General features: G+C 71.7%; 23 protein-coding genes, 1 tRNA gene and 1 pseudogene. 10 read left to right on the top strand and 15 right to left on the bottom strand.

Annotation, left to right across the window (positions count from 1 at the left end; all coding sequences use genetic code 11):
* Positions 1-26: 26 nt before the first annotated feature.
* The 3 genes from O3597_RS27200 to O3597_RS27190 all read right to left on the bottom strand — a co-directional run bounded on the left by O3597_RS27200 (position 27) and on the right by O3597_RS27190 (position 2,814).
* Positions 27-1,166, bottom strand: a complete 1,140-nt coding sequence (locus O3597_RS27200; RefSeq protein WP_281602814.1) for a hypothetical protein — start codon at positions 1,164-1,166, stop codon at positions 27-29.
* On the bottom strand, positions 1,163-2,104 hold the full coding sequence (locus O3597_RS27195) for a transporter substrate-binding domain-containing protein (RefSeq protein ID WP_281602813.1): 942 nt from the start codon (positions 2,102-2,104) through the stop codon (positions 1,163-1,165). Before O3597_RS27195 ends, O3597_RS27200 begins: the two co-directional genes overlap by 4 nt.
* Positions 2,105-2,199: 95 nt before the next feature.
* On the bottom strand, positions 2,200-2,814 hold the full coding sequence (locus O3597_RS27190) for a hypothetical protein (RefSeq protein ID WP_281602812.1): 615 nt from the start codon (positions 2,812-2,814) through the stop codon (positions 2,200-2,202).
* A 79-nt stretch (positions 2,815-2,893) separates the two neighbouring features.
* Between O3597_RS27190 and O3597_RS27185 the strand changes: the two genes are divergently transcribed.
* Together O3597_RS27185 and O3597_RS27180 are read left to right on the top strand one after the other, a co-directional pair.
* The gene (locus O3597_RS27185; protein ID WP_164448653.1) at positions 2,894-3,247 is read left to right on the top strand and encodes a helix-turn-helix domain-containing protein; all 354 of its coding nucleotides are present in this window, start codon (positions 2,894-2,896) and stop codon (positions 3,245-3,247) included.
* 238 nt (positions 3,248-3,485) lie between these two features.
* The gene (locus O3597_RS27180) at positions 3,486-3,821 is read left to right on the top strand and encodes a hypothetical protein (protein ID WP_164448654.1); all 336 of its coding nucleotides are present in this window, start codon (positions 3,486-3,488) and stop codon (positions 3,819-3,821) included.
* A gap of 24 nt (positions 3,822-3,845) precedes the next feature.
* Here O3597_RS27180 and O3597_RS27175 read toward each other — a convergent pair whose 3' ends face one another.
* From O3597_RS27175 to O3597_RS27145, 7 genes and pseudogenes are all read right to left on the bottom strand, one after another.
* On the bottom strand, positions 3,846-5,324 hold the full coding sequence (locus tag O3597_RS27175; protein ID WP_281602811.1) for a serine/threonine-protein kinase: 1,479 nt from the start codon (positions 5,322-5,324) through the stop codon (positions 3,846-3,848).
* Positions 5,325-5,505: 181 nt separating this feature from the next.
* A pseudogene (locus O3597_RS27170) lies at positions 5,506-5,898 on the bottom strand (hypothetical protein); the annotation flags it as partial.
* Positions 5,899-6,127: 229 nt separating this feature from the next.
* Positions 6,128-9,715, bottom strand: a complete 3,588-nt coding sequence (locus O3597_RS27165) for an adenylate/guanylate cyclase domain-containing protein (RefSeq protein ID WP_281602810.1) — start codon at positions 9,713-9,715, stop codon at positions 6,128-6,130.
* Positions 9,712-10,539 (bottom strand): MBL fold metallo-hydrolase, encoded by an 828-nt coding sequence (locus O3597_RS27160; RefSeq protein ID WP_164450057.1) that lies wholly within the window; start codon positions 10,537-10,539, stop codon positions 9,712-9,714. The genes O3597_RS27165 and O3597_RS27160 overlap by 4 nt, the downstream gene beginning before the upstream one ends.
* A gap of 112 nt (positions 10,540-10,651) precedes the next feature.
* Entirely contained in the window at positions 10,652-11,122 is a 471-nt protein-coding gene (locus O3597_RS27155; RefSeq protein ID WP_164450056.1) for a RidA family protein, read from the bottom strand.
* Positions 11,119-11,274, bottom strand: a complete 156-nt coding sequence (locus O3597_RS27150; protein WP_013736319.1) for a DUF4177 domain-containing protein — start codon at positions 11,272-11,274, stop codon at positions 11,119-11,121. The genes O3597_RS27155 and O3597_RS27150 overlap by 4 nt, the downstream gene beginning before the upstream one ends.
* Before the next feature lie 44 nt (positions 11,275-11,318).
* Entirely contained in the window at positions 11,319-11,813 is a 495-nt protein-coding gene (locus O3597_RS27145) for a hypothetical protein (protein ID WP_281602809.1), read from the bottom strand.
* 325 nt (positions 11,814-12,138) lie between these two features.
* Between O3597_RS27145 and O3597_RS27140 the strand changes: the two genes are divergently transcribed.
* The 3 genes from O3597_RS27140 to O3597_RS27130 are packed head-to-tail and all read left to right on the top strand — an operon-like array spanning position 12,139 to position 14,944.
* Complete coding sequence (locus O3597_RS27140) at positions 12,139-12,735, top strand: hypothetical protein (protein ID WP_164450054.1); 597 nt, start codon at positions 12,139-12,141, stop codon at positions 12,733-12,735.
* Positions 12,736-12,761: 26 nt separating this feature from the next.
* On the top strand, positions 12,762-13,739 hold the full coding sequence (locus O3597_RS27135) for an ArsA-related P-loop ATPase (RefSeq protein ID WP_164450053.1): 978 nt from the start codon (positions 12,762-12,764) through the stop codon (positions 13,737-13,739).
* A 53-nt stretch (positions 13,740-13,792) separates the two neighbouring features.
* Positions 13,793-14,944, top strand: coding sequence for an ArsA-related P-loop ATPase (locus tag O3597_RS27130; protein WP_281602808.1), 1,152 nt, complete (start codon positions 13,793-13,795; stop codon positions 14,942-14,944).
* A gap of 47 nt (positions 14,945-14,991) precedes the next feature.
* Here the strand turns inward: O3597_RS27130 and O3597_RS27125 are convergent, their stop codons facing one another.
* A complete protein-coding gene (locus O3597_RS27125; protein ID WP_155214342.1) occupies positions 14,992-15,312 on the bottom strand; it encodes a WhiB family transcriptional regulator in 321 nt (106 codons plus the stop codon).
* 401 nt (positions 15,313-15,713) lie between these two features.
* Here O3597_RS27125 and O3597_RS27120 point away from each other — a divergent pair, with 401 nt between their 5' ends.
* Positions 15,714-18,173, top strand: a complete 2,460-nt coding sequence (locus O3597_RS27120; protein WP_281602807.1) for a transglycosylase domain-containing protein — start codon at positions 15,714-15,716, stop codon at positions 18,171-18,173.
* 111 nt (positions 18,174-18,284) lie between these two features.
* Here O3597_RS27120 and O3597_RS27115 read toward each other — a convergent pair whose 3' ends face one another.
* The gene (locus O3597_RS27115) at positions 18,285-18,740 is read right to left on the bottom strand and encodes a GatB/YqeY domain-containing protein (protein ID WP_164450050.1); all 456 of its coding nucleotides are present in this window, start codon (positions 18,738-18,740) and stop codon (positions 18,285-18,287) included.
* A gap of 25 nt (positions 18,741-18,765) precedes the next feature.
* On the opposite strand from O3597_RS27115, the gene O3597_RS27110 reads away from it, so the two are divergent.
* The 3 genes from O3597_RS27110 (at position 18,766) to O3597_RS27100 (ending at position 20,261) form a co-directional block, all read left to right on the top strand.
* A complete protein-coding gene (locus O3597_RS27110; protein WP_281602806.1) occupies positions 18,766-19,659 on the top strand; it encodes a metallophosphoesterase in 894 nt (297 codons plus the stop codon).
* A 64-nt stretch (positions 19,660-19,723) separates the two neighbouring features.
* Positions 19,724-19,800, top strand: a tRNA-Pro gene (locus O3597_RS27105).
* Positions 19,801-19,934: 134 nt separating this feature from the next.
* Complete coding sequence (locus O3597_RS27100; protein WP_281602805.1) at positions 19,935-20,261, top strand: hypothetical protein; 327 nt, start codon at positions 19,935-19,937, stop codon at positions 20,259-20,261.
* Between the two features lie 128 nt (positions 20,262-20,389).
* Here O3597_RS27100 and O3597_RS27095 read toward each other — a convergent pair whose 3' ends face one another.
* The 3 genes from O3597_RS27095 to O3597_RS27085 all read right to left on the bottom strand — a co-directional run bounded on the left by O3597_RS27095 (position 20,390) and on the right by O3597_RS27085 (position 22,878).
* Entirely contained in the window at positions 20,390-21,304 is a 915-nt protein-coding gene (locus O3597_RS27095) for a hypothetical protein (protein WP_164450047.1), read from the bottom strand.
* Positions 21,305-21,478: 174 nt separating this feature from the next.
* The gene (locus tag O3597_RS27090) at positions 21,479-22,009 is read right to left on the bottom strand and encodes a hypothetical protein (RefSeq protein WP_281602804.1); all 531 of its coding nucleotides are present in this window, start codon (positions 22,007-22,009) and stop codon (positions 21,479-21,481) included.
* Between the two features lie 89 nt (positions 22,010-22,098).
* Positions 22,099-22,878, bottom strand: a complete 780-nt coding sequence (locus O3597_RS27085) for a phosphodiesterase (protein ID WP_281602803.1) — start codon at positions 22,876-22,878, stop codon at positions 22,099-22,101.
* 188 nt (positions 22,879-23,066) lie between these two features.
* Here O3597_RS27085 and O3597_RS27080 point away from each other — a divergent pair, with 188 nt between their 5' ends.
* Positions 23,067-24,485 carry a sensor domain-containing diguanylate cyclase gene (locus O3597_RS27080; protein ID WP_281602802.1) on the top strand — a complete coding sequence of 473 codons (1,419 nt, stop codon included), beginning with the start codon at positions 23,067-23,069 and terminating at the stop codon, positions 24,483-24,485.
* Positions 24,486-24,563 lie beyond the last annotated feature (78 nt).

The raw sequence follows: 24,563 nt of genomic DNA, 5'->3' as shown, positions 1-24,563 counted from the left end.
ACGGCGGACGCGCTGTCGCCCCAGGCTCAGCGGCAGGCTGCGTCGACCCGGTGGACCGGGCGTACCCGACGGCCGAGTCCTTCCAGCAGCGAGTCCTCGACGTGGAAGTCGTGGATGCGCAGCCGGTACCGGGGCAGTTCCTCCTCTGAGGGGCAGAGCACCTGTCCGCGTACCTGGTCGACCGGCACGTACCGCACGCCGCCGCGTTCCTGCAGGATCACCATGTTGACGTCGTCGGTGGTGACCACGTGTCCACGGATCTCCTCGGTGGCATCCACAGAGGCGGCGCCCGCTTCGCCTACCGTGGTCACCGTCAGCGGCAGCACCGGGGTACTGATCACCGGCAGCGCCGCCCAGACCAGCACCACCAGCACGGCGAGCTGGGTCACCGGGGCGAGCGGGCGGATGACCACGCTGGGCAGTGGTCCGGCGACGAAGAGAGCCAGCAGCGGTGGTGCGACGAGGAGCACGATCGGCAGCGGCTCGCCCTGCCGCCAGGCGTCCCGCAGCGTCGGCACGAGCAGCCAGAGGTAGCCGGCGTACGCCGCGACGAGGATCAGGGCACGCACGGCGGGGCGCTCGTGCAGGCGTTCCGGCCGGAGCTGGAAAGCCGCCGCGAAGGTGGGCAGCAGCAGTGGAAGGTACAGCAGCGGCCAGGTCACCAGCGCCATCAGGAAGCTCGCCGCGACGAACCAGCCCGGCGTGATCTGCGTCCACCGGGCGAACAGCGGCGGGCGGGTCAGCGGATGACCGCTGGCGGCGAGCACCCCGCCGAGCGCGAACACCGCGACCAGCACGGTGGAGAGCAGGCGGGCCGCCGTGGTGAGGAAGCCGGCGAGCAGGTTGACCGGTCCCACGTTGGCCACCAGCAGCAAGGTGGTCTGCAACTCCCCGCCGGCCTCGATGCCGAGCCGCAACACCGAGAAGATCGCCGGTACGCCGACCACCGCCGTCCAGAACGACTGGCTGGCGCGGGCCCGCCGCTCCACCTGATCCCAACCGCCAGCGGCCTCCGTCCGCAGCGCGCCGGGGCCCGGTTCGGCCCGCCCAGCCGGGATCGGCAACCCCGTTGGCAACGCCGACGGCGGCGCGGCTGTCCGCAGCACGGGCGGCGGTGGACCGTCGGTGCCCGGGTCGTCGGCGGCGGTGGCGGGTGCCGCACTCATCGTTGCGGTGCCTTGTCGTCGAAGTCCACGAGCCTCGGTACGTCGAGTGGTTGCGGCTGCCGTTTCTCGCCCCGCAGCCACGGCCCCAACGTGCGGTTGTACGCGGTCAGCCACGGACTGGCCTCTCCGCTGCGTCCCTGCTGGTAGCTCTTGTCGAGGAAGTAGGCGACCAGGTCGCGCAGCGCCGGGTCACCGATCGGCACGCCGACGCCGAGTAGTTCGCTGGTGCCGAACGGCATGTCGACGATCTCGAACTCGGTCGGGTACCGGGCCAGGAAGCCGGCGAGGATCGTCTCGTCGGAGCTGACCGCGTCGTACTTGCCGGCCCGGATGCCCTTGACGCAGTCCCAGACGTCCTTCACCACGAGCGTGCGGACCTGGTTCTTCTCCAACTCCGCCTCGGTGGTGGAGCCGCCGCTGGTGCAGATCCGGTACGTCGGGTTCCGTAGGTCCTCGATGGTGCGGATGGTGTCCTTGTGCCGGGTCGGCACCAGCACCTCCTGCGTGGTCACGAAGTACGGCCCGGCGAAGCTGACGAGCTTCTTGCGTTCTTCCGTGATCGAGAAGCTGGAGACCACCAGGTCCACCACCCCGCCCTGCAGAGCCGGGATCCGGTCCTCCGTGGACACCGCCACGAACTCCAGCCGATGCTCTCCCTCGTAGCCGAGGGAGGCGGCGATGTACCGGGCGATCTCGACGTCGAAACCGATGTGGTTCCCGTCGCGGATCTCACCCATCAGCGGTTCGTCGTCGGCCACCCCGATCCGTAGGACGGGCTGGCCCCAGATGTGCGACTCGCGGAGCTTTTCCTGCACGGACGGCAGATCCGGCTCCTTCCGACTGTCGCAGCCCGCCGCCGCACCGAGCAGCAGGGTCAGCGCGACCGCCGCCGTGGTGGCCACCGAGCGCCACCGGGAGCTGGAGAGGCTTACACCCATTGGCAACCTCGCTACGGTTCGGTGTCTCCTGTGGCACTGAAAGTAGCCGTCCGTGTCGAGGTACCACCATCCGGCGTGCTGGTCCCGGCGGGCGCTCAGCGCCCGGAGAGTCTGATCAGCGACAGCAGGTGGGCGACCAGGGTGATGGGGACGCCGAAGGCGGGGACGAGGCTCATCGGCAGGGTGGACATGAGTCCGGTGTCGAGATCGGCGCGCAGCAGACCGGCCGGACTGGCCGAGTAGAGGACGCCGAGAGTGACGGCGAGAATCAGGTCGGCGATGCCCAGGGCCGTCCAGACGACGAAGATCCGGTTGGCGCGGTCGACCACGAAGGCCGCCATCAGCGGCGCGGTCAACCCGATGGCCACGTCGCCGAGACCGGCCGGCAGGGCGAAGCCAGCCGGCAGCGCGTCGACGGCGGCGAGCGCCAGGAACGCCAGTCCCGCGACCCGCCAGGTCTGCAACAGGGTGAGGAACCGTAGCTCGAGACTACGGGCCCAGGCACGGAATCGTGACGAGCACCCGGCGAGGACGAGCACCGTCAGCGGCGGTAGGCCAGCGGCGAGGGCCAGCGCCACCGGCGGGTCGCCCGGTGGGGTACGGAAGGCACCCAGGGCGCTCGCCGCGAGCGCGGCGCAGAACCAGCCGACGGCGACGATCGCGGGTGGGCTCGACAACCAGGAAGACCGGGTAAGCGCGGGCACGGTCACGGACCCCTCCAAGTGACTTGTGTTTTGCAAGTGACTCTAGGGGGGTAACTTGTATGTCGCAAGTGACTCGGAGGTGCGGATGTCATCGACCCGGAACGCGGCCCCCCGCTCGGACTGCGCGATCGCCGGCACGCTGGATCTCGTCGGCGACCGATGGTCCCTGCTCATCGTGCGTGACCTGCTGTTCCGCGGTGAGCTCAGATTCGCCGACCTGGCGGCCGCAGCCGAAGCGATGCCGACCAACACGCTCGCAGACCGGCTCCGTCGGCTGGAGGAGTGCGGAATCGTCGCACGCCACCTCTACAGCGAGCGTCCCCGGCGGTACGAGTACCACCTGACCGAGCGCGGCCGGGAGCTCGCGCCGGTGCTGGACAGCATCGCCACCTGGGGCATCACCCACCTGCCCGGCACCCGACGGCTCGGTGCCCGCTGACGGGCCGGCGGTGACCACACGCCCGTGGCCGTTGGCGCGGCGGGGTCCCCGGTGACGGCACCGGGCGACCGGGCAGTCGGTCGTCCGGTGACGAGTGTCGTCGCCCAGAAGGGCGCATTTCCGACTCGCCCGGCACTGTCGCAGCTCACCGCCATCCGGCAGCTGTTGTTTGTCAGCTGTTCCGCGCGGTGAAGCTGGCTGCTGTTGACAGATCGGCAATCTCCGACATTCTGGACGGGTGAGACGGTTCTCAGGATCCGACGCACGGACCGTGGCGGTGGTCGCGGCCTTGGCGGCGTTCTGGCTGCTCGCGGTGCTGGTGGTAGGGCGTCGGCAGGATCTGCTCGGGGTGGCGGGCGCGCTGCTCTGTGTACTGCTCGCCACCGTCGCGGGAGTGGCCGTCACCGCTGCCCGTCAGCGTGACGCCGACGCTCGACTCGAGCGCGGGCAGCCGTCCGTGGGGCCGGGGATCGAGCCGTCCGGCATCGATGCCGACACACTGGAGACCCTGGGCGACCGGGAGGCGGTCCGCGCGATGCGGGACCGACATCGACGCGATCGGCGGGCACGCTGACCCTCCCCGGCCGTCAGGGACGGATCAGCCGCTGGTGAGCGTGGGCGAAGCCAGCCCGTTCAGGCCCCGCCCGGCCAGGCAGCGGTAGGTGAGGTCGGTGTCCGCGTCCGCCGGCGGCAGCACCTCAAGATTCCAACCAACCGCCTGGCGCAGCCCACTGACCAGGCGGAACGTCTCCTCGTTGCAGACCTGCCGGACTCGGGGGTCGGCGACGATCTCGTCGTGCCCGGCGTCGGCCAGCGCGGCCGGCAACCGCCCCTGGGCGTAGCTCTCCCAGGTGTGCCGGGCGTCGCAGGGCATCCGGCTGGCCTCGGCCCGCTGGCCACGCACCTGCACCGGCCCGAAGCACTCCAGTTCCGTCGCGCACTGGGCACCGGCGGGAAGCGCCTCGGGGTGGGTGGCGCAACCCGGGCGGAGCATCCCGGTTGCCGCCGGACGGGCCGGGATGCTGGGCTGCGGCGACGGCCCGCCACCGGCCGCCCAGGCACCGACGCCCGCCGAGGCGGCGAGAGCGACCACCCCCGCCGCACCGAGGAACCAGCGTCGGCGCCGGCTTCGCTCGGTGGTGGATCCGCCCCCGGCAGGCGGTGCGGGGCGGCCGACGTCATGGCCACCGGTGGCAGCACCGCCGATCGGTGCCACCCCGGGACTCGCCCCGCCGTCCGCTGCGCCTGAGCCGTCCAATGTGAGGTTGGTGAGCAGGTCGCGCAGTTCCGCGGCGGACGGCCGGTCCGCGGGATCGTTGGCCATGCCGGCCCGCAGCACGTCGATCAGGGCCTTCGGGACGCCGGGCAGGCCGGGGATCGGCTGGTGGAACATCTCCAGCACGGTGACCAGGCTCGGGTTGCGCTCGCTCTGCCAGCGCGGCGGCCGGCCGTGCATGACCGCGTAGAGGGTGGCGCAGAGCGCGTACACGTCGACGGCCGGCGACGGTGGACTGTGGCTGAACATCTCCGGCGGCGCGTACGCCGGCGTGAGCACCTCCAGCGCCACCGAGGCGTCCCGCATCTCGGCGACCACGGCGAGGCCGAAGTCGGCGAGTACCGCCGGGTTGAAATGCGAGTGGAGGATGTTCGCCGGCTTGACGTCACGGTGCAGCACGCCGGCGGCGTGCGAGTGGGCGATGGCGTCCGCGATCTTGACACCGAGATCGCGGGCCTCGACGGCGTCCAGCGGCGAGTTGCGCATCCGCTCGGCGTACGAACCGTCGCACAGTTCCATGATCAGGTATGGGTGCTGGTCGATGGTGACCCCGACGTCGAACAGGTCGACCACGTGCGGGTGGGACGACATCCGACCGGCCGCTCGCGCCTCGCGCAGAAAGCGGGCCTGGTCCCGGTCGCTGACCAGCGTCCGGTTCTCCACCTTCACGGCGACCTCGCGACCCACCGAGATCTGCGTCGCCCGGTAGACGGTGGCGTAGCCACCTCGGGCGAATACCTGCAAATCAGTCAGACCAGGCACGATGGGCGTCGGCAGGGCGCCGGGCGGGGTGTCGGTCACAACCTCGAAAATACCGAACTCTGCCGGCCGCTCACTGAACCGCATCGGTGGCCGGCCCCACAGCCGATGTTCCGGCACCGCGCCGGTCGTCGTCGCGCTCCGCTTCGTCGGGAGTCGATCCGCTCCCGACCGTCGGATCGATGATCCGCCGGACACCGGTCGTACCCGCGCCGGTGGACCGGCGTGCGTCCCACCAGAGGCCGCCGGCGGTCGCCAACGCGCCCAGGCCCTCCCAGGCCGCCACCCCGAAGAACCGTCCCGGCGCGATGTCGGCCAGCACCGCGAGGGTGAAAACCGCGAACGTGACCAGCCGGAACACCACCGTGAAGCGGTAGAAGGCACGCCACTCGGTGGCCGTGGCGAGCAGGTAGTAGACCCCCATGTTGAACGAGGCCATCGAGGAGGCCGTCACGAAGACACCCGTGTAGTCGCCAGGTGCGCGGCTCGGTGGAATCTCGAAGCCGAGCATCCGCAGCAGTGCCTCCGGCCAGAGCAGGCCGACCGCCCCCAACACCAGCGCCAGCACGCCGAACACCGCGATCGTCCATCCGGCGACCGAACGCGGCAGCCTCATCTTCGCCCCCCTCGACGGCACGACCGACGACATCGACGGTGGCGTGCACCCGCCACGCTAGCCGCCGGCCCCGACCGGTCACATCCCCGAAACCGGCAGATCCGCACCGGCCATCGATCGACCGGACGAATCGGATCGAGGTCCGACCCGGTCCTCGACCCCGCGCCCACCGCGTGGGCACACCGGCCGGGCCGCCGGGCGGAGCCCGTCGACGTCGCGGCCGAGCCGGTCAGCCGGGAGTACGCAGCCGGTTCAGCAGCGCCTCCGCGGCGGCCCGCTCACTGCGCTGCTCGGTGGCGTACGCCAGCCGGACCGCGTCCTCGGCGCTGGCCTTGGCCTCCGCCGGCCGCCCGCACGCGGCAAGTGCCTCGGCCAGTACGCTCGCCGCGATCACCTGACTGCGGACGTCCTCGGCCTGCACCCGCACCGCCCGACGGGCCCAGTCCAACGCCTGTTCGCGCTGGCCATGGGCGAGCAGGGCCGAGGCGTAACGCGCCATCGACTGCCGGCGGGAGAAGAGCAGGGACGGCGTGGTGGCCGCCATCGTCGCGACCGGGGCGAGCAGGCCGACCGCGGTAGCGGAGTCGCCGGCAGCCAACCGGGCGGTGGCCAGCAGCACCCGGGGGGCGACCTGTGCCGGTGCCTGCGGATTGTGCGGTTCCACTGTGGTGAGCACCGCGCGGGCGTCCCGCTCGGCGGCGGCCACGTCACCCATCTCCAACGAGACGAAGCCACGCAGCGTGCCGGCCATCCCGGTCAGCAGCGGATGCGCGGTCCGATGGCCGTACGCGAGCGCGTCGGTGAGCAGGTCCGCGGCGTGCTCCGGCTCGCCCAGCCCTCGGGCGACCACCCCCCGGACGACGAGCGCGAAGCCCTGACCCCAGTCGTCCGACGCGGCGGCGAAGTCGCGGTACGCCCGACGGGCCTCCCGGTCGGCGTCGACCAGCTCCCCCAGCTCGGCGTTGGCGTACGCGTCGACCGCCCGGAGGGTGCCCACCGCCCACGCCTCACCGACCCGTTCACCGAACGGCAGGAAGACCCGGGCCAGGCGGCGCGCCTCCCGCAGCCGACCGGCGAGCAGCCGGGCGAAGGCGGTGGTGCCGCGCAGCCACGCCCGTCCGTACGGGTCCTTCAGCTCGGCGAAGAGGCGGGCGGCCCGACCGAGCACCGCATCCGCGCCGGCGAAGTCGCCCCGGGTGGTGGTCACCCAGGCCAGGTTCTGCAACGACCACGCCTGTCCCCGACGGTCCCCTGCGGCCAGGCTCACCTGGTACGCCGCCGCCAGTCGGCTGCTGGCCTGGCCCAGCCGGCCCACCAGGAAGTCGGTCATGCCCAGCCGGCGCATCGCCGAGGCGCGCAGGGTGGGCAGGTCGGCGTCGCCGGCCACCTGAAGCGCCTCCCGCCAACAGGACTCGGCCCGCCGTAGGTCGCCCATCACCTGCTGGGCCTGCCCGGCGAGCAGCAGGGCGCTGGCCCGCGTCGCCGGTTCTCCGGCGTTCGCGGCGATCTTCTCGGCGGAGGCCAGGGCGTCGGCCGCCCGGCCGACCTGGAGCAGGGCCCGGGCGTGTGCCACCCGGTCGACCGCGGGTATTCCGTCGCGAGCCAGCTCGGCGGCGCGTTCGGCGTACTCGACGGCGAGCGCCGGCTCCCCCGCGTGCAACGCCCGTCGGGTGGCCCGGCCCAGCGCCGCCACGCCCAGCGGCGCGACCGCCCGGGCCGGGGCGTCCGGGCGTAGCGTGACCGCGTCGGCGAGCGCGGTGGCCCGCTCGACGTGCTCGGCCACGAAGTCGTCCCGGGCACCCTCCGGGAAACCGCCGGGTCCGGCCCCGGTGCCGCCCGGACCGGCGGTCTCGGTCGCCGGAGCCGCCCAGCGGGCGAGTGCGGCGTGCCGTTCCGCCAGCTCCGCCTTGCTGATCCCGGAGTACGCGGCCTCCCGCATCAACGGAGTGGCGAAGGCGTACCCGTTTCGGGTGCGGTGCAGCATCCGGCGTTGCAGCAGCTCCTCCACGGCCCGTTCCAGCTCGACGGCGGCGACGGCGGCCGGGCGGCCGTCCCGGCCGGTGCGCTGCTCCCGCAACGCCTCCAGCGCACCGTCGGGCACGGTGTCGCCGACCACCGCGGCGTCCCGAAGCACCGAGCGGGCTTCGGCGGGCAGGGCGTCGATCCGGGCGGCGAGCACCGCCGCGAGATCCCGGGAGAGCAGGCGACTACCCAGTGAGCCGGGCGCCAGCCGCCAGGTGTTGCGTGCCCCGGCGGTGAGCGCGCCGCGCTCCATCAGCAGGGTGACCAGTTCCGCCAGGTAGAAGGGATTTCCCTGGGCGGTGGCGAGCAACCGGTCGGCGTCGGCCTGAGGCAACCGTCCGCCGCCGAGGTAACTGGTCAGCAGCCGGGCCGCGTCGGCACCACGCAGCGGCGGCAGGGGCTGCACCTCGGCGTCGGAGACCCGGGCCAGGGTACCGGCGGTACGGACCAGTTCGGGCCGGCCGAGCAGCAGCACCAGCACCGGCCCGGCGAGCCGGGACAGCGTGATCTCCAACGCGCCGATGGTCTCCGCGGTGGCGTCGTGCAGGTCGTCCACGATCACCACCAGCGGCGCCTCCTCGGCGAGCGCGCTGAGCAGGTCCGCCACCGCGTTGGGCACCGCGTCGACGTCGGCTGGCGGCTGGGCACTGCTCCACTCACCCTGGTCGGTGGGGCCACCGGCGGGCAGTTCCGCGTATCCGAGCAGGGCCAGCAGTTGGTCGGTGGCGACCGGGGCCGGCTCGGCGCGGGTACGGCTGAGCCGCTGTCCGAGCCGACGCAGCCGTTCCTCCACGGCTGCCCGGGTGACCGCGGTCGCGGCGTCGTTGGGCAACCCCGTCGCGGCGCGTACCAGGTCGGCGAGGGGTGCCAGCCGGCGACGCTCGCCGAACGCCGCACAGCGCACCGAGAGCACCCGGGCACCGGTGTGTGCGGCGTACCGGCCGGCACCGACGTCGTAGCCGGCGGCGAGGCGCTCCACCTCGGCGGCGAACCGGGACTTGCCGATGCCCGCCTCGGCCGTCATCAGCAACACCCGGGGCTCGGTACGGTCGATCACCTCGGCGAGCCGGCCGGCGACCCGGCCGATCTCGGTCTCCCGGCCCACGAACGGCGCCTCGTCGCCAAGACCGGAGCGGGTACCGGGCGCGTCCAGCAGGCCGAGCAGCTCGTACGCCTCGACCGGCTCGCGCTTGCCCTTGAGCCGCAGTGGCCGCAGCGCCCGCCAACTCGCGACGTGCCGGGTCGCCGCGGCGGTACGGCCACCGGCGTAGACCGCGCCGACGGCGGCGGCGTCGGCCAGCCGGGCGGCGGTGTTCACCGTGTCGCCGATGACGGTGTACTCGATGGCGGCCTGGATGCCGGCGATCACGTCGCCCGTGTTGAGCCCGACCCGCAGTCCCAGTGGCGCACCGCCGCCCCGCTCGTCGTCGAGCACCCGGCGCACCGCCCGCTGCATGGACAGGGCGGCTCGGACGGCCCGCTCGGCGTCGTCCTCGTGCGCCACCGGAGCGCCGAACACCGCCATGATCCCGTCACCGGTCAGCTTGTCGACGTGCCCGCCGAAGGTCTTGACCGCCCCGGCCAGCGCGGCCAGGACCCGGTCGGTGACCGCGCCGACACGTTCCGGGTCGAGGTCCTCCGACCAGGAGGTGAAGTCGGACAGGTCGCCGAAGAGCACGGTCACCACGCGGCGCTCGGCGGCCGGCAGGGTGGCGGCGGCCGGCAGCGCGGCGCCGCAGTTGTGGCAGAACCGGGCGCCGGGCACGGCGACGGTTCCGCACACCGGGCAGGTCACGCTGGATCCAACCTCGCGTCGCCGCCGTCGGATTCCCGGCCGAGGTATTCGAGCTGGGCGCGTACCGACCATTCCGCCGCCCACCACAGCGACCGGTCCACGTCGGCGTAGACCACGGCGACCACCTCGGCCGCGGTTCGCGCGCCGGCGTCCAGCGCCGTCCGGACCTGGTCGAGGCGGGCACGGCGGTGGGCGAGGTAGAAGTCGGCGGCGGCACCGCAGTCGGCCAGCGCCGGGCCGTGCCCTGGCAACGCCGGCATCCCCCGGTACGTCGAGAGCAGTTCCAGACTGGTCAGGTAGTCGCCGAGGTGCCCGTCGGGGTGCGCCACGACGGTGGTGCCCCGGCCGAGGATCGTGTCACCGGTGAGGATCAGCCGCTGGCCGTCCCGCTCGGCCAGGAAGCACACCGAGTCGGCGGTGTGCCCCGGGGTGGCGAGCAGGCGGATGTCCAGGCCGAAGCCGGCCAGGTCCTGTCCCGGGCCGGTCAGCGGCACACCGCCGATCGTGTGCGCCGGGTCGGCAGCCAGGACGTCGGCTCCGTCGAGCAGGGCGTGCAGGCGCGCCGAGCCTTCGGTGTGGTCCGGATGGCCGTGGGTGATCAACACCAGCCCGACCGGCCCCTGCGCGACGATGGCCGCGAGGTGCGCCTCGTCCGCCGGCCCCGGGTCGACCACCACGGCCGGTTCGCCGGGCCGGGCCCGCAGCAGCCAGGTGTTGGTGCCGTCGAGCGTCATCGGCCCCGGATTCGGTGCCCGCAGCAGTGTCACCCAGTCCGGCAGTTCGCTGGCGAGGGCCGTCACCGCCCCCGTCACATGCCCTCCCATGGCTGCGATCGTACGACTCCGCGAGCGCACCTCCGCGATCTTGCAGTTCCGGTCCCCGATTCGTCCTCGTTAGGGGTCTTCGTCCGGGCGGAAACTGCAAGATCGCGGAGGGTCAGGAGACCTCGACGATGACCTCGACCTCCACCGGCGCGTCCAGCGGGAGTTCCGCGACGCCGACGGCTGAGCGGGCGTGGCGGCCGGCCTCACCGAAGACGGTGCCGAACAGGTCCGAGGCGCCGTTGATGACACCTGGCTGACCGGTGAAGCCGGAGGCGCTGGCGACGAAGCCGGTCAGCTTCACGACCTTCACCACGTTCTCCAGACCGACGAGCGAGTCGATCGCGGCGAGCGCGTTGAGGGCGCAGCGCTGGGCCAACTGCTTGGCCTGCTCTGCGGAGACGCCGGCACCCACCTTGCCGGTGGCCAGGAGCTTGCCCTCGACCATCGGCAGTTGCCCGGAGACGTACACGTGCTGCCCGGACTGCACCGCCGGCAGGTAGCTCGCCACCGGCGGCACCACCTCCGGCAGTTCCAGTCCGAGCTCCGCCAGCCTGGCGTGTGGTCCGTTGGCCACGACACTCATGCCTTCGGGCGCTTCAGGTAGGCGACCAGTTGCTCCGGGTTCGGCCCGGGGACGACGGAGACGAGCTCCCAGCCGTCCTCACCCCAGTTGTCGAGGATCTGCTTGGTCGCGTGGACCAGCAGCGGGACGGTGGCGTATTCCCACTTCTGCATCGGTGGAGGGCTCCCTCGGTGGCACGGACACTTCGGGACACAGCCTACGGTCCACCGGCCGGTCGGGGCGCGGGACGCTGCTCAGCGTCGGGCCACTGCTCGGGTGCGGTCCGTTGCTCGGGCGCTGTGGGCAGTTCGCCGCAGGGCCCGGCATGGTCGTAGGGCTGGGGACAGCGGGTGCGGTCCGGCAGCAACAGGTCACAGAAGACCCGGTGCCGGTTGTTCTGGTCGTCGGCGGTCGACACCTCGGTCTCGCCGGCGTCCAGTTCGAGCAGGAAGTTCAGCGACGTGGCCAGCCGACCGGCCAACGCGGTGGCGGCGGCCAGGTCGGTCACCCGGATGGGCAGATGGATGACGTACCCGGGGCCGTCCTCCTCCCGCCCACCGGCCGGCTCGGCACCGGCGACCGGGTCGGCGGGACGCCGGTACGACCGCTCGTTGACCGGTAGCCGGCCGGAGGGGTCTCCGCCAGCGGTCCGGCTGCCCCGGCGCGGCCCGGCGGGGAACTGGGCTCGGGGGGTGTTGTCCGTGTCGCGCATGACTGCCTCCGGGCGTCGTACCTGGTCACGGCGCCGCCCACCGGTCCGGAACCCGTTCGCCCGGTCCGGACCGGAGCGTGCCGGAGCGACCGTAGGACCGCCACCCCGGTCCCATCAACAGGACGCGCGTGCCCGATCGCCTTCGGTCACATTTGCGACACCCGACCAGCGGAAAGTTGATCGCGATCCGCGTACCCGACACACCGGGCTCCCCGCAGCGGCACCGCGGACCGCTACCCTTCCCGTCTGGACGGGCGCCCGGCCCGGCCACCCGATCCCACGCACACCGCCGGTACGCGGTGCTGCGCCGCACCCGGGGGGACCGATGACCCAGCCACCCGTCGGCGGCCCGACCGGCCCCACCGACCTCCCGCCGGCCGGTTCACCGGCCCAGTCCCCGCCGCCGGCCGCCGGCCACGATGCGCCGCCCGGGCCGCCGGAGGGCGGGTACCGGCCGCAGCACGCACCGACCGGACCGTCACGTAAGCGGGGCCCACTGCTGGCCTCGCTCACGCTGGTGGTGGTGCTGCTGCTCTGCGCCGGCGGCGGCGTGGCCGCGTTCCTCACCCTGCGCAACACCGAGTCGGGCGAGGGGGCGCCGGATCCGTCGGTCGCCGTCGACGACTTCCTGACCGCCGTCTACCAGGACCGGGACGCCGCCAAGGCGGCGGATCTGGTCTGCACCGCCGCGCGCGACCAGGACAAGATCCGGGCGAAGGTGGCCGAGGTCGAGGAGTACGTCGCGACCTACCAGAACCCGCGGTTCCGCTGGGACACCCCGACGGTGGACAACGAGACCGGCGACCGGGCAACCGTCACCACCACGGTGACCGTGACCACCGCCGACGAGAAGATCGCCGACCAGGACCTGCGCTTCACGGTGATCCGTAAGACCGGCTGGTGGGTCTGCGAGGTCGCCTGAGCACGCCGGATGGATAGGCTCGACGGGTGGGAGCAGCGCAGCGACCGAACGACCGGGCCGGCATCGACTGGCCCGCCCGTCTGCACGTGGTGACCGGCAAGGGCGGCACGGGCAAGACCAGCGTGGCCGCCGCGCTCGCCCTGGGATTGGCCGCCGGTGGTCGGCGCACTCTGCTGGTGGAGGTGGAGGGGCGGCAGGGCATCGCCCAGCTCTTCGGCACCGAACCGCTGCCGTACGCCGAACGGCACCTGGCCGACGCCACCGACGGTGGCGAGGTGTCGGCGCTCGCGGTCGACGCCGAGGAGGCGCTGCTCGAATACCTCGACATGTTCTACAAGCTCGGCGCGGCCGGCCGGGCGCTACGCAAGTTCGGGGCGATCGACTTCGCCACCACCATCGCTCCGGGTCTGCGCGACGTGCTGCTCACCGGCAAGGTCAAGGAGGCCACCACCCGCACCGTCGACAAGCGGCGGGTGTACGACGCGGTGGTGCTGGACGCGCCACCCACCGGTCGGATCGGGCGTTTCCTGAACGTCACCGCCGAAACCGCCCGGCTGGCCAAGGTGGGACCGATCAAGACGCAGAGCGAGGGCGTGTCCGCGCTGCTGCGCTCACCGATGACCGCCGTACACGTGGTGACCCTGCTCGAGGAGATGCCTGTACAGGAGACCGTCGACGCGATCGCCGAGCTGACCTCGCTCGGTTTCCACGTCGGGCGGGTGATCGTCAACGGGACCCGGGCACCGCTGCCGACCGCGCAGGTGGTCACCGAGGCGGAGTTGGCACGGGGCCTGCGCGCGGCGGGACTGCCGGCCGCCGAGAGCATCGTCACCGGTCTGCACGACGAGGCGCGGGACCTCATGATCCGCCGGGAGCTGGAGGATTCGCTCCGCACCGACCTGGTGGAGTTGGGCGTGCCCCTGGTCGAACTGCCGCTGCTGCCCGACGGGGTGGACCGGGCCGGCCTGGAGGTGCTCGCCGCCGCGCTCGTCCACGGTGATTGACGCACACCTCGCCTCGGCCTGGCGCGCGGAGCCGGTCAGCCCGATACGCTCGATTGGTGCCTTCCGACAACGCCGCGCCGCCGCTGGACGTCGACCGGATCCTGGCTGACCCGGGAGCCCGGATCGTGGTGTGCTGCGGTGCGGGCGGGGTGGGCAAGACGACCACGGCCGCCGCGCTGGCGCTGCGCGCCGCCGAACAGCACGGCCGCCGCACGGTGGTGCTCACCATCGACCCGGCGCGGCGCCTGGCCCAGTCCCTCGGCCTGACCGAGCTGGACAACACGCCGCGGCAGGTCAAGGGGATCGACGTCGAGGAGAGCGGCGGCGAACTGCACGCCATGATGCTGGACATGAAGCGCACCTTCGACGACGTGGTGCTGGCGCACACCGACCCGGCGAAGGCGGCCGAGATCTTCGCCAACCCCTTCTACCAGGCCATGAGTTCCACCTTCGCCGGCACCCAGGAATACATGGCGATGGAGAAGCTCGGCCAGTTGCACGCCCGGGGCGAGTGGGACCTGATCGTGGTGGACACTCCCCCGTCGCGCTCGGCGCTGGACTTCCTCGACGCACCGGCCCGGTTGTCGCGGTTCCTCGACGGGCGGATGCTACGGCTGCTGCTCGCCCCGGCCCGAACCGGTGGTCGCAGCATGTTCAGCCTGGTCACCGCCTCCTTCGGGATGTTCTCCCGGGTGGTGCAGAAGGTGATCGGCACTCAGCTGCTGACCGACCTGTCCGGCTTCGTCGCCGCGCTCGACTCGATGTTCGGTGGGTTCCGGCAGCGTGCCGAGCAGACGTACCGCATCCTCCAGGACCGGGAGACGGCCTTCCTGCTGGTCGCGGCGCCGGAGCCGGACGCGGTCCGGGAGGCCGCCTACTTCGCCGGTCGGCTGCGCGCGGAGAAGATGCCGCTCGCCGGCCTGGTGCTCAACCGGGTGCACCAGCCGGCGGTGGCCGAGCTGGGCGCGGCGGAGAGCCGCGCCGCCGCTGACCGGCTGGCCACGTCCGGTGGGCACGAGGGCACCGTCGAGGTGTTGCGGGCCCACGCCGCCCTGGTCGAACAGGCGGTCCGTGAGCAGCAGGTGGCGGCACGGTTCACCGACGCGTTCCCAGAGGTGCCGACCGTGTCGGTGACGGCGCAGCCCGCCGACGTGCATGACGTCGACGGGCTACGGACGATCGCGGCGGCGATCGGCCACCCCTGACCCGCAGCCGGTTCGGCCGGAAGCCGCGGGCCGACCGTGCCGGTTGGTCAGTTGCCGGCCGCGGCCAGGATCTTGTCCTTGCCGGCCTTGTCCTTGGCGTTCTTCTTCATCGCCGCCTCGAACATCTTGCGCCAGCTGGTGACCTGGGGATGGCGACGCAACAGTGCGCGGCGTTCCCGTTCGGTCATGCCGCCCCACACGCCGAACTCGATCCGGTTGTCCAGCGCGTCGGCCAGGCACTCGTACCGGACTGGGCAGCTCCGGCAGATCCGCTTGGCCACGTTCTGTTCGGCGCCCTGTACGAACAACGCGTCCGGGTCTCCGTTCTGACACGCCGCCAACGACGGCCAGTCAGTGATCATGCCCATCTGTACACGTCCCCCCTTGCTGTACTACCGACGCCGTCGCGGGCCAGCCGGCAATCCCCCGGGTCGTCCGGCACGCCTTACCCCAAGGCGGCACAGACGACATGTGGCACTGTCGCCGCCTACATCATGCTCTGTAGTCGCCCGATTACGCAACGTTGTCGGCGAAATCCATCATTCCGGACAACCCCGGCCTCTCGGGCCTGGGACAGCCGCTTACCCCACCGAGGTCGGCAAAAACGCTGCGGGTCGCCTCCGTACGGAGGAGACTCGGCTCGAATCCACGCAACCGGACACCCGGTGCCACGCGTCTAGCACAACGAGGACGGCGCGCGCAGGAAATGGGGAAAAGACGCCCCGGCGCCCCTCGTTACCTGTTCGCGTACCCTGTCGAGGTGACCTGGATGCGGAAACGTGACCACAACGTCCTGACCAACGCCGCATCGCTACTCATCTGTGGGTTGTTGGCCGGCGTGGTGGTCGCCGCTGCGGCCTTCCCCGCGGTGGCGATGTCGGGCCTGGCCGCCAAGGCCGGCGCGGAGACCTTCGGCGCGCTGCCGAAGGAACTCACCGTAGCCCGCGCCCCACAGATCAGCTATCTTCTCGCCTCCGACGGCAAGACGCCGCTGGCCACCATGTACGACGAGAACCGGCGCGACGTGAAGCTCGCCGACATCTCGGAGAACATGCGCAACGCGATCATCGCCGCCGAGGACCACGACTTCTACAAGCACAACGGGGTCGACCTCAACGGCGTGGCCCGGGCCTTCGTCAACAACAGCCAGGCCGGCGCCGACCGCCAGGGCGCCTCGACGTTGACCATGCAGTACGTCCGGATGGGCATCGCGTACTCGGCCACGCATCCGGCCGACGTGATCGCCGCGACCGAGGACACCAGCGCCCGCAAGCTGCGCGAGATGCGGTACGCACTCCAGCTCGACAAGGAGATGTCGAAGGACGAGATCCTGGAGCGCTACCTCAATCTCGCCGCCTTCGGCAACGGCGCGTACGGTGTCTACGCCGCCAGCCAGGTCTACTTCAACAAGCCGCCGAAGAACCTGAAGATCGAAGAGGCGGCCATGCTGGCCGGCCTGGTGAAGGCCCCCACCTCGTTCGATCCGACCACCAAGGACGGCTACCCGCACGCCGTCGACCGGCGCAACTACGTGATCGACAACATGGTCAAGACCGGCGCGATCACCCAGCAGCAGGCCGACGAGGCCAAGGCCGTCAAGCTGGTGGTCAAGGGCAAGCGGGCCCCCAACGGCTGCGTCGCCACCAACAAGAACGCCTGGGGCTTCTTCTGCGACTACTTCTACCGCTGGTGGATGTCGCAGGAGACGTTCGGGTCGACCTCGTACGACCGGGAGCGGCGGCTCAAGAGCGGCGGCTACACCATCATCACGACCCTGGACAAGCAGGCCCAGACCGGCGCCGACAAGGCGGTACGCAGGGCGAAGCCGGTGACCGCCAAGGAGGCCGCCATGGTGGCGGTGGTCGAGCCCGGCACCGGTCGGGTCCGGGCGCTGTCGGTGAACCGGAACTTCAAGCTCGACAACCCCGACAAGCCCAAGAACAAGCCGCACAGCGACCCGAAGCAGCGCGAGAAGGGCAAGCGGGGCAACTATCCGAACACGGTCAACCCGCTGCTCACCGGCGGCGACGGCATCACCGGCTACCAGGGCGGCTCGACCTTCAAGATCTTCACCATCGTGGCCGCGCTGGAGAAGGGCATCCCGCTCAGCTACACCTTCAACGCGCCGCAGCAGTTCAAGTCCGAGTACATCATCGACAGCAGCAGTCCCGCCGCCTGTCCGGGCACGAACCTCTACTGCCCGACGAACTCCGGCAAGAAGGCCGGCGGCGTGCAGAACATGTGGAGCGCCTTCTCCGCCTCGATCAACACGTACTTCGTCCCGTTGCAGCAGCAGGTCGGCGCGGAGAACGTGGTGGACGTGGCCAAGCGCCTGGGCATCCAGTTCCGGCAGAGCAAGGACGCGGAGTTCGCCGACAGCAAGGAGGCCGCGCACCAGTGGGGCGCGTTCACCCTGGGCGTCTCGCAGGTGACTCCGCTGGATCTGGCCAACGCGTACGCCACCCTGGCCGCCGACGGCAAGTACTGCGAGCCGATCCCGGTGCAGGAGATCCGGGACCTGGACGGCAACAAGCTGGACGTGGCCAACCCACGCTGCGAGAAGCGGATCAGCACCGAGGTGGCCCGGGCCGCGGTGGACGCGGCCCGCTGCCCGGTCGGCGACAACTCCTCCACCAGCAAGTGCGGCGGCAGCCGGACGGCGGCCCAGACCAAGTACATCGTCAAGGCTCCGGTGGCCGGCAAGTCGGGCACCACCGACTCTGAGAAGAGCGCCGCCCTGGTCGCGATGACCAAGCAGTACGCGGTGGCCGGCATCATGGCGGATCCGGACTGGCCGCAGACCAACGCCAAGATGAAGCACAACCAGCCGGACGGCATCAACCCGCCGGTCTGGGAGACGCTGCGCGACGCCATGGATGGCAAGAAGCGGATCGACTTCGAGCCGCCCGGTAAGAAGATCTCGCTGGGCGACCAGCGCACCATCCCGGGCGTCGGATGCCTGGACCTCGACCAGGCCAAGTCCCGCCTCTCCGGTGCCGGCTTCGAACCCATCGTCTCCAGCAGCCGGGTCACCTCCGACTGCCCCGCCGGCACCGCCGCCGGCACCAGCCCCAGCGGTCGCACCATCAAGGGCGGCATCGTGACCATCATGGTGAGCGCCGGTAAGCCCAGTAACAACAACGGCGGCGGTAACGACCGTCCCGGCAACGGCTCGCCCTCCGGCCCGCCCAGCAATCCCGGCCGGCCGCCGGACCGACCCGGCGGCTGACCAGCCAGCAGCGCTCGAACGGGCGGGCATCCTCTCGCGGGGTGCCCGCCCGTTCGTGTGGTGTCCCGGGCCGCCGTCAGCAGGGCGGGCCGGATTGTCGGCTGGGAGGACTCAGAGGCCCAGTTGGCGGCGTACCTCGGCGGCCACCCGGCCTCCCTCGGCCTGGCCGGCCACCGCGGCCTGGGCCGCCTTCATCGCCGGGCCCATCTGGGCCTTGCCGGTGAAGCCGCCCGCCGCGAGCGCCCGCGTGACAAGCGCGGTCAGCTCGGCGTCGGAGAGCTGCTTCGGCAGGTAACGGTCCAACACCTCACCCTCGGCGCTCTCCCTGGCGGCCTGCTCGGCGCGGCCCGCGTCGGCGAAGGCGGTGGCGGCCTCGCGGCGCTTCTTGGCCTCCTTGGTCAGCACGGCCACCACCTCGTCGTCGCTGAGCTCCCGCTTGGCCTTGCCGGAGACCTCGGCGGTGCCCACGGCGGCCAAGGCCATCCGCAGGGTGGAGGTGGTCAGCTCGTCGCGGGCCTTCAGGGCGGCGCGCATGTCGGCGGTGAGGCGGTCCTTCAGCGTGCTCATGGACGGTCAAACTACCCTGATCGGCATGCGAAAGCGCACACTATTCCGGCTCGCGACCGCGACCGTCGCGACGGGTGCCGCCGCTCTGGCGTACGCCTCCCTGGTCGAGCGCAACATGTTCACCCTCCGCCGCTTCGACGTGCCGGTGCTGCCGACCGGCACCGAGCCGCTGCGCGTGCTGCACCTGTCAGACCTGCACATGACCCCCAACCAGGTACGCAAGCAGCAGTGGGTTGCCTCGCTGGCCGCTGTCGACCCCGACCTGGTGATGGTGACCGGGGACAACATGGCGCACCCGGGCGCGGTGCCCGGCGTGCTGCGGGCCCTGCAACCCCTGCTCGACTACCCGGGGGCGTTCGTGTTCGGCTCGAACGACTACACCGGGCCGGTCTGGAAGAACCCGTTCACCTACTTCCTGCCCGATCGGGAGTACACCGAGGGCGTCGAGCTGCCCTCCGAGGAACTGCGTGACGTGCTCGTCGGGGCCGGGTGGGTCGACCTGAACAACCGGCGGACCACGGTCAAGGCCGGCGGCCGGGCGATCGACATGGCCGGCGTGGACGACCCGCACGTCGAGCGGGACGACTACGCCTCGGTCGCCGGGCCGATCTCCCCCGCCGCCGACCTGTCCATCGCGCTCACCCACTCTCCCGAGCCGGCGCTGCTCGACGAGATGGCCGCCGACGGCTTCGGGCTGCTGCTCGCCGGGCACACCCACGGCGGTCAGGTGTGCGTACCGGGAGTGGGAGCGTTGGTGACCAACTGCGGGCTGCCCCGGTCGATGGCGAAGGGCCTGCACCGCTGGCCTGGGTCGGACTCCTGGCTGCACGTCTCCGCCGGGCTCGGCACCCACCCGACCGCCCCCGTCCGGTTCGCCTGCCCACCGGAGGCCAGCCTGCTCACGCTGATCCCGCGCTGACCGCCGCACCGGGGTACCGAGTTTGAGCCCCGGGACGGGTGGGCTACTATTTGTCGGCACGCCTCGGGGTGTGGCGCAGCTTGGTAGCGCGCTTCGTTCGGGACGAAGAGGTCGTCGGTTCGAATCCGGCCACCCCGACCAGGTGAGGGGCACATCCAGCCACTGGATGTGCCCCACTTTTTTGGGGCGTGACAACGTCATCGCCGACCCGTGTATCGAGCACGGCGAGTTTCGGAGGTCAGGTTTGGCCCATGGGTCGACGGGGATGCGCGGTCATGCGCATCGATGTGGACGAGCCTGACGCCCGCAACCTGTTCTGGGAAGGGATGCGGGATGTCGCCAACGCCGCCGCACGCCACCAGGATCAAGCCCTCTACCAGGCAATAATCAAGATCGGCAGAGCCGCGCTGGCGCAGGGCGTCGATCTGGTGCCGTCGGGCGGCCTGTTCCTGCAATGCCCGATCTGCGACGCCCTGCCCGGCCAACGCTGCATCAACGTGGCCAGTCACCCGCTCGGAGACCGCGCCTGCCACCCGGAGCGCGTCGAGTTGGCGGCGAAGGCGTTCAGTGGAGAGGTGCCGCTTCCGTCTCCGCTGCGCTGAGGGCTCTGCCTCGGCCTGCACGACGCAGCTGACGCGGCGGTGCTGAACCGCACCGGAGCAGCGAGGGGTTTCCGGCCGACCGACCGGAAACCCCTCGCGGTGCTACTGCAGAATGCGAATCCCATGCTTCACTGAATGCTGCGCCTACGCAGGATCAGGGTGGCGGTACCACCGAGGGCCACCATCGCGGCTCCGACGCCGAACAGCCACCACAGCTGCGTCGGTTCGCTGCCCGTCACCGGAAGGGTGGGCACAGGGCTGACCGTCGGGGGTTGGGTCGGCCCAACCGTGGGCGACGCGGTCGGCTGTGTCGGGGTCGGGGTCGGCGAGGGGCCGAGCGGGCGCTCGCAGCGCGCCTCGGCGAGGATGACGGTGCCGACGGGGATGTCCAGCAGGGGCCCGCCGATGATCGTACCGCTCAACCGGAGGGTCGCCTGCACGGCGATGGCGACGGCACCGTCGTCGGTGACGGTTTCGACCCTGGTCAGCGTCGCCTCCAACTCGGCGTCGGTCAGGCCTGCGACCGTGACGGCGGTGCTTGCGGTGACACCGGGGGTGTTCGGCAGCAGGTCGACCGGCGTGCCGAAAAGTTCCAGCCCGGTGAGGGTGGTGTCGGCCGTCTGCGCGCCGGTCTGCGGGCAGTTGACCGTCGCAGTGATCGCCTCAGCGTCGATGACGGGGGTCCCGAGGATGGCCAGCGCCAGGTCGGCGATCTCGGCGTTGGCCGACGAGGCCGTCTCGCCTCGGGTGGCGCTCACCTCGACGACGGTGCCCGAGGCGGTCACGCCCAGGGCTCCCGGGATGGTGATCGCCAGGGCGGTGTCGGTGTCCGTGCCGCCGCCGGCCGGTGCGGTCACACTTCCGATGACCGCGTCGGCCGTGATCACCGGTACGCCAGCCACGGCTGCGGACAGGTCGATCACGACGCCTCGGGCGCTCGCGTCGCCGGGGGCGGCGAGTGCCGGGGTTGCACTTGACAGCACTGCGGCACCGACGGCGATCGCCATCGCTGCGGTGGCGGAAATTCGCCGGGTTTCAGTCACGTTCTGGCCTCTAATCGATCAAGCCCTCCCGACCCTCGGGAAGGGCAAGCCGACCTTAACCGCAAATCCTCCCATGAATGCATCAAACGGACAAAGTGCGCCTTACTCACCACCTTGTCCACGGTCGAGACACATCGGCGCGGCCGTATTGGCAGGTTGCGACGCCGTCGACACTCAACCCATCATGCGCTGACGCCGGCGCACCCGGAATGCCTGCGCCATGGCGGCGACCAGGAGAACAAGCAGCACCGGCCCACCGGCGAGGACGACGAGACCGGCACCGATGTTGGCTCCGATCACCCCGGCGGTCACGATCCGCCAGGAGAGACCGATCAGCACACCCCCGAGCACCAGCGGCACCAGCACCGTCCACCAACGAGGATCCAGCGTGCGGGTGGCGGTCGCGCGGACCAGCAGGACCAGTGACGCGATCACCAGCACACCGGCGAGTACGGCGACCAACCGATCGCCGGTCACGCCCAGGCTCACCGGCTCCACCGCATAGTCGAGCGGCTCTCCCTCAGCGGCCAAATGCCGCGCCGCATCACCGGTCAGGTCACCGACCAGCGTGGCAGTCACCACCGGCGCACTCAGCAGCAGGCTCGCCACCAGCACCGGAACGATCCGCCTCAGCACGAGGATCGTCCGTCCCGCCGCGAGGGCCCGGCCGGACCGCTCGGGATCACCAAGACGCTCATCACTCAACGATAGTGATCCGGATCTGGTGCCGGCAGCGACCGTAGGCCGGCTGCGGCGAGTCCGGGCTGTGCAGGTGTGTGCTGCCTCGAATATGGTCAGAAGCCGCAGGTCATCCCGGCGGTGTGGCTCACCTGGACGGTGTGCGTGACGCAGCCCGACCGGGACACCACGTGCAGCAGCATCGCGGTCGGCTCGGCGACCCACCCGATCCGCTCGTCGTCGCTCATGGTCAGCGTGCACTGTCGCCAGGTGCTCGGAGCCACCGACAGCACCGTGCCGGCGAAGGTCGCGGTCACCGGACGGTGCAGGTGGCCTGCGGCGACGCGTACCACGTGAGAGTGCCGGAGCAGCACCTCGGCGAGTTCGGCGCCGTCGGCGAGCCGGATCGCGTCGGCGGCCGGGATGCCGACCTCGACCGGCGGATGGTGCAGGCAGACCACGGCCGGCACGTCGGGGCGTGCCCCCAGCACCCCGTCCAACCAGGCGAGCTGCTCCTCGCCGAGCCGCCCTCCGTCCGAGCCAGGGACGAGGGAGTCGAGCACGACCACTGTCGCCCCGGGGTAATCGACCTGGTAGTGCGCGGAGAACCCGCCGCCCAGCCAGGGTGTGCCGCCGAAGGCGTCGAGCAGCGACTCCCGGTCATCGTGGTTGCCGGTGACCAGGTGCACCGGCAGCGGGAATCGCCCGAGCACCTCGCGCAGCACGGCGTACTCGTCGGGACGACCGTGATCGGCCAGGTCGCCGGTGATGACCACGCAGTCGGGCCGGGGGTTCAGCGCCAGCACCCGGCCGAGCGCCCGGTGCAGGCCAGCGGCCGGCTCGGCACCGAGGACGCCGGTGGTCAGGTGCGGATCGCTGAGGTGGGCGATGAGCATCGGGCCTCCACTCGACCTGGGATCCCCACGCTATCGCCGCCGCACCCCGCGCGTGGCCCCACCGGCCGTGTCCACACCCTGTGGATAGCACATGTGTACGACCACAGCCGGCTCCCAGCTCCGCGTGAGTACGCTTGATCCGCGACCCGGCGCCACCGGGATCGGATCCGACCTGGGACGACGTGCGAGTGGATCACCAGAAAGTCATCCGTGACGTCACGGTCCGCCTGCCCATGGCGTCGACCGTCGCCGAGGTCTGCGACGCGGCCGTCGACGCCCTCGCCCGGCACACCCCCGCCACGATCGCCGTCCTGCTGCACGTGCACGGCCGGCTGCGCTGCGTCGCCGCCACCGGGTCCTGGCAGGTCTTCGCCGCCGTCGCGCCGGACGCCGGCATCGTCGGCCGGGTCTACACCGCTGGGCGCTCCGCCGTCGTCCCGGATGTCGCCGTCGACGACGCACACATCCCGGTACGCCCCGACGTCACCGCCGAGGTGTGCGTACCGGTGCTGAACCCGGCGGGCCGGACCATCGGCGTACTCGACCTGCAGTGGACCGGGCCGGCCGACCTCGTCTCGTGGCAGGTGGTCGCCGAACAGGTCGCCGCCCGCCTCGGCACCCGGATCTCGGCGCTCGGTGGACCGGCGGAGAGCCGCAGCGAGAAGCTGCTCCGGCACGTCTCGGCGATGACTGCCGCCACCACCGAGTGGGAGCTGATGACGGCCGCGATCGCGGCGGCCAGGGACGTGTCGACCCTCGCCGCCGCCGTGCTGCTGCTCGGTGGCCGGGGTGGGCCGCGACTCGGTGCCCCGACGGTCGCTCCGGGTGAGTTGGAGACCCGGATGCGCACCGAGCTGGCCGGGCTGGACGCCCCGGCGATCGGACGCATCATCGACCGGGCCCACCGCTACGGAGCCGGCTACACGCTCGGCGAGGCCGGTCACCCACCGACCGACGAGCATCAGCCGTTGGTCCGGGCGGGCGTCAGCACCCTGGTGGCGGTGCCGTTCGGGCCACCGGAACGCGGCGGGGTGCTGCTGGTCGCCGATGAGCGGCTACTGCGGCCGGACCCGACCACGGTCAACCTGTTGGAGCTGCTGGCCGGGCAGGCATGGGGCCTGCTGGACCGGCTACGCACCCTGGAGCGGCTGCGTGAGCAGGCCAGCTCCGACCCGCTGACCGGGCTGCGGCACACCGGTCCGTTCGGGCAGCGGATCGCCACCGTGACCCCGGGCCGCACCGCACTGCTGGCGATCGACGTGGACGGCTTCAAGACCGTCAACGACACGTACGGCCACCAGGCGGGTGACCGGGTGCTGATCGGGCTCGCCCGGGCGCTGGAGGATGCGCTGCGCCAGGGCGACGAGTTGTACCGGATCGGCGGGGACGAGTTCGTCGCGGTGATCGAGGTGAGTCGCCCCGAGGAGGCGGTACGCGTCGCCGAACGGCTGACCGAGGCGGCCCGCCGGGTGGGCCGCACGATCAGCGTCGGCGTGGCCCTCCCCCGCCCCGGCGAACCACCTGAACTGGCCCTGCGCCGCGCCGACCAGGCCCTCTACGCGGTCAAACGCCAGGGCCGCGACGGCGTCCACCTCTCCGCCGCCTAACCACCCCACCCCACCCCACCCACCCCCGCCCTGCCTCGTTGATCAAGAAGTTTTGGTCTTCGAGGAGATCGAAAATGA

Origin of the sequence: Verrucosispora sp. WMMA2044, assembly GCF_027497155.1 — a bacterium.
GTDB classification, from domain to species: Bacteria; Actinomycetota; Actinomycetes; order Mycobacteriales; family Micromonosporaceae; genus Micromonospora; species Micromonospora palythoicola.
The sequence above is the reverse complement of the archived record's forward strand: the minus strand, read 5'-3'. Positions and strand labels throughout refer to the sequence as shown.

What these genes read in the sequence shown, in the direction of transcription:
- O3597_RS27140 (WP_164450054.1), top strand. Translation starts at nt 12,139, where the DNA reads ATGACCCAGCCACCCGTCGGCGGCCCGACCGGCCCCACCGACCTCCCG.
- O3597_RS27195 (WP_281602813.1), bottom strand. Translation starts at nt 2,104, where the DNA reads ATGGGTGTAAGCCTCTCCAGCTCCCGGTGGCGCTCGGTGGCCACCACG.
- O3597_RS27120 (WP_281602807.1), top strand. Translation starts at nt 15,714, where the DNA reads ATGCGGAAACGTGACCACAACGTCCTGACCAACGCCGCATCGCTACTC.
- O3597_RS27200 (WP_281602814.1), bottom strand. Translation starts at nt 1,166, where the DNA reads ATGAGTGCGGCACCCGCCACCGCCGCCGACGACCCGGGCACCGACGGT.
- O3597_RS27150 (WP_013736319.1), bottom strand. Translation starts at nt 11,274, where the DNA reads ATGCAGAAGTGGGAATACGCCACCGTCCCGCTGCTGGTCCACGCGACC.
- O3597_RS27100 (WP_281602805.1), top strand. Translation starts at nt 19,935, where the DNA reads ATGCGCATCGATGTGGACGAGCCTGACGCCCGCAACCTGTTCTGGGAA.
- O3597_RS27185 (WP_164448653.1), top strand. Translation starts at nt 2,894, where the DNA reads ATGTCATCGACCCGGAACGCGGCCCCCCGCTCGGACTGCGCGATCGCC.
- O3597_RS27145 (WP_281602809.1), bottom strand. Translation starts at nt 11,813, where the DNA reads ATGCGCGACACGGACAACACCCCCCGAGCCCAGTTCCCCGCCGGGCCG.
- O3597_RS27160 (WP_164450057.1), bottom strand. Translation starts at nt 10,539, where the DNA reads ATGGGAGGGCATGTGACGGGGGCGGTGACGGCCCTCGCCAGCGAACTG.
- O3597_RS27125 (WP_155214342.1), bottom strand. Translation starts at nt 15,312, where the DNA reads ATGGGCATGATCACTGACTGGCCGTCGTTGGCGGCGTGTCAGAACGGA.
- O3597_RS27110 (WP_281602806.1), top strand. Translation starts at nt 18,766, where the DNA reads ATGCGAAAGCGCACACTATTCCGGCTCGCGACCGCGACCGTCGCGACG.
- O3597_RS27115 (WP_164450050.1), bottom strand. Translation starts at nt 18,740, where the DNA reads ATGAGCACGCTGAAGGACCGCCTCACCGCCGACATGCGCGCCGCCCTG.
- O3597_RS27155 (WP_164450056.1), bottom strand. Translation starts at nt 11,122, where the DNA reads ATGAGTGTCGTGGCCAACGGACCACACGCCAGGCTGGCGGAGCTCGGA.
- O3597_RS27085 (WP_281602803.1), bottom strand. Translation starts at nt 22,878, where the DNA reads ATGCTCATCGCCCACCTCAGCGATCCGCACCTGACCACCGGCGTCCTC.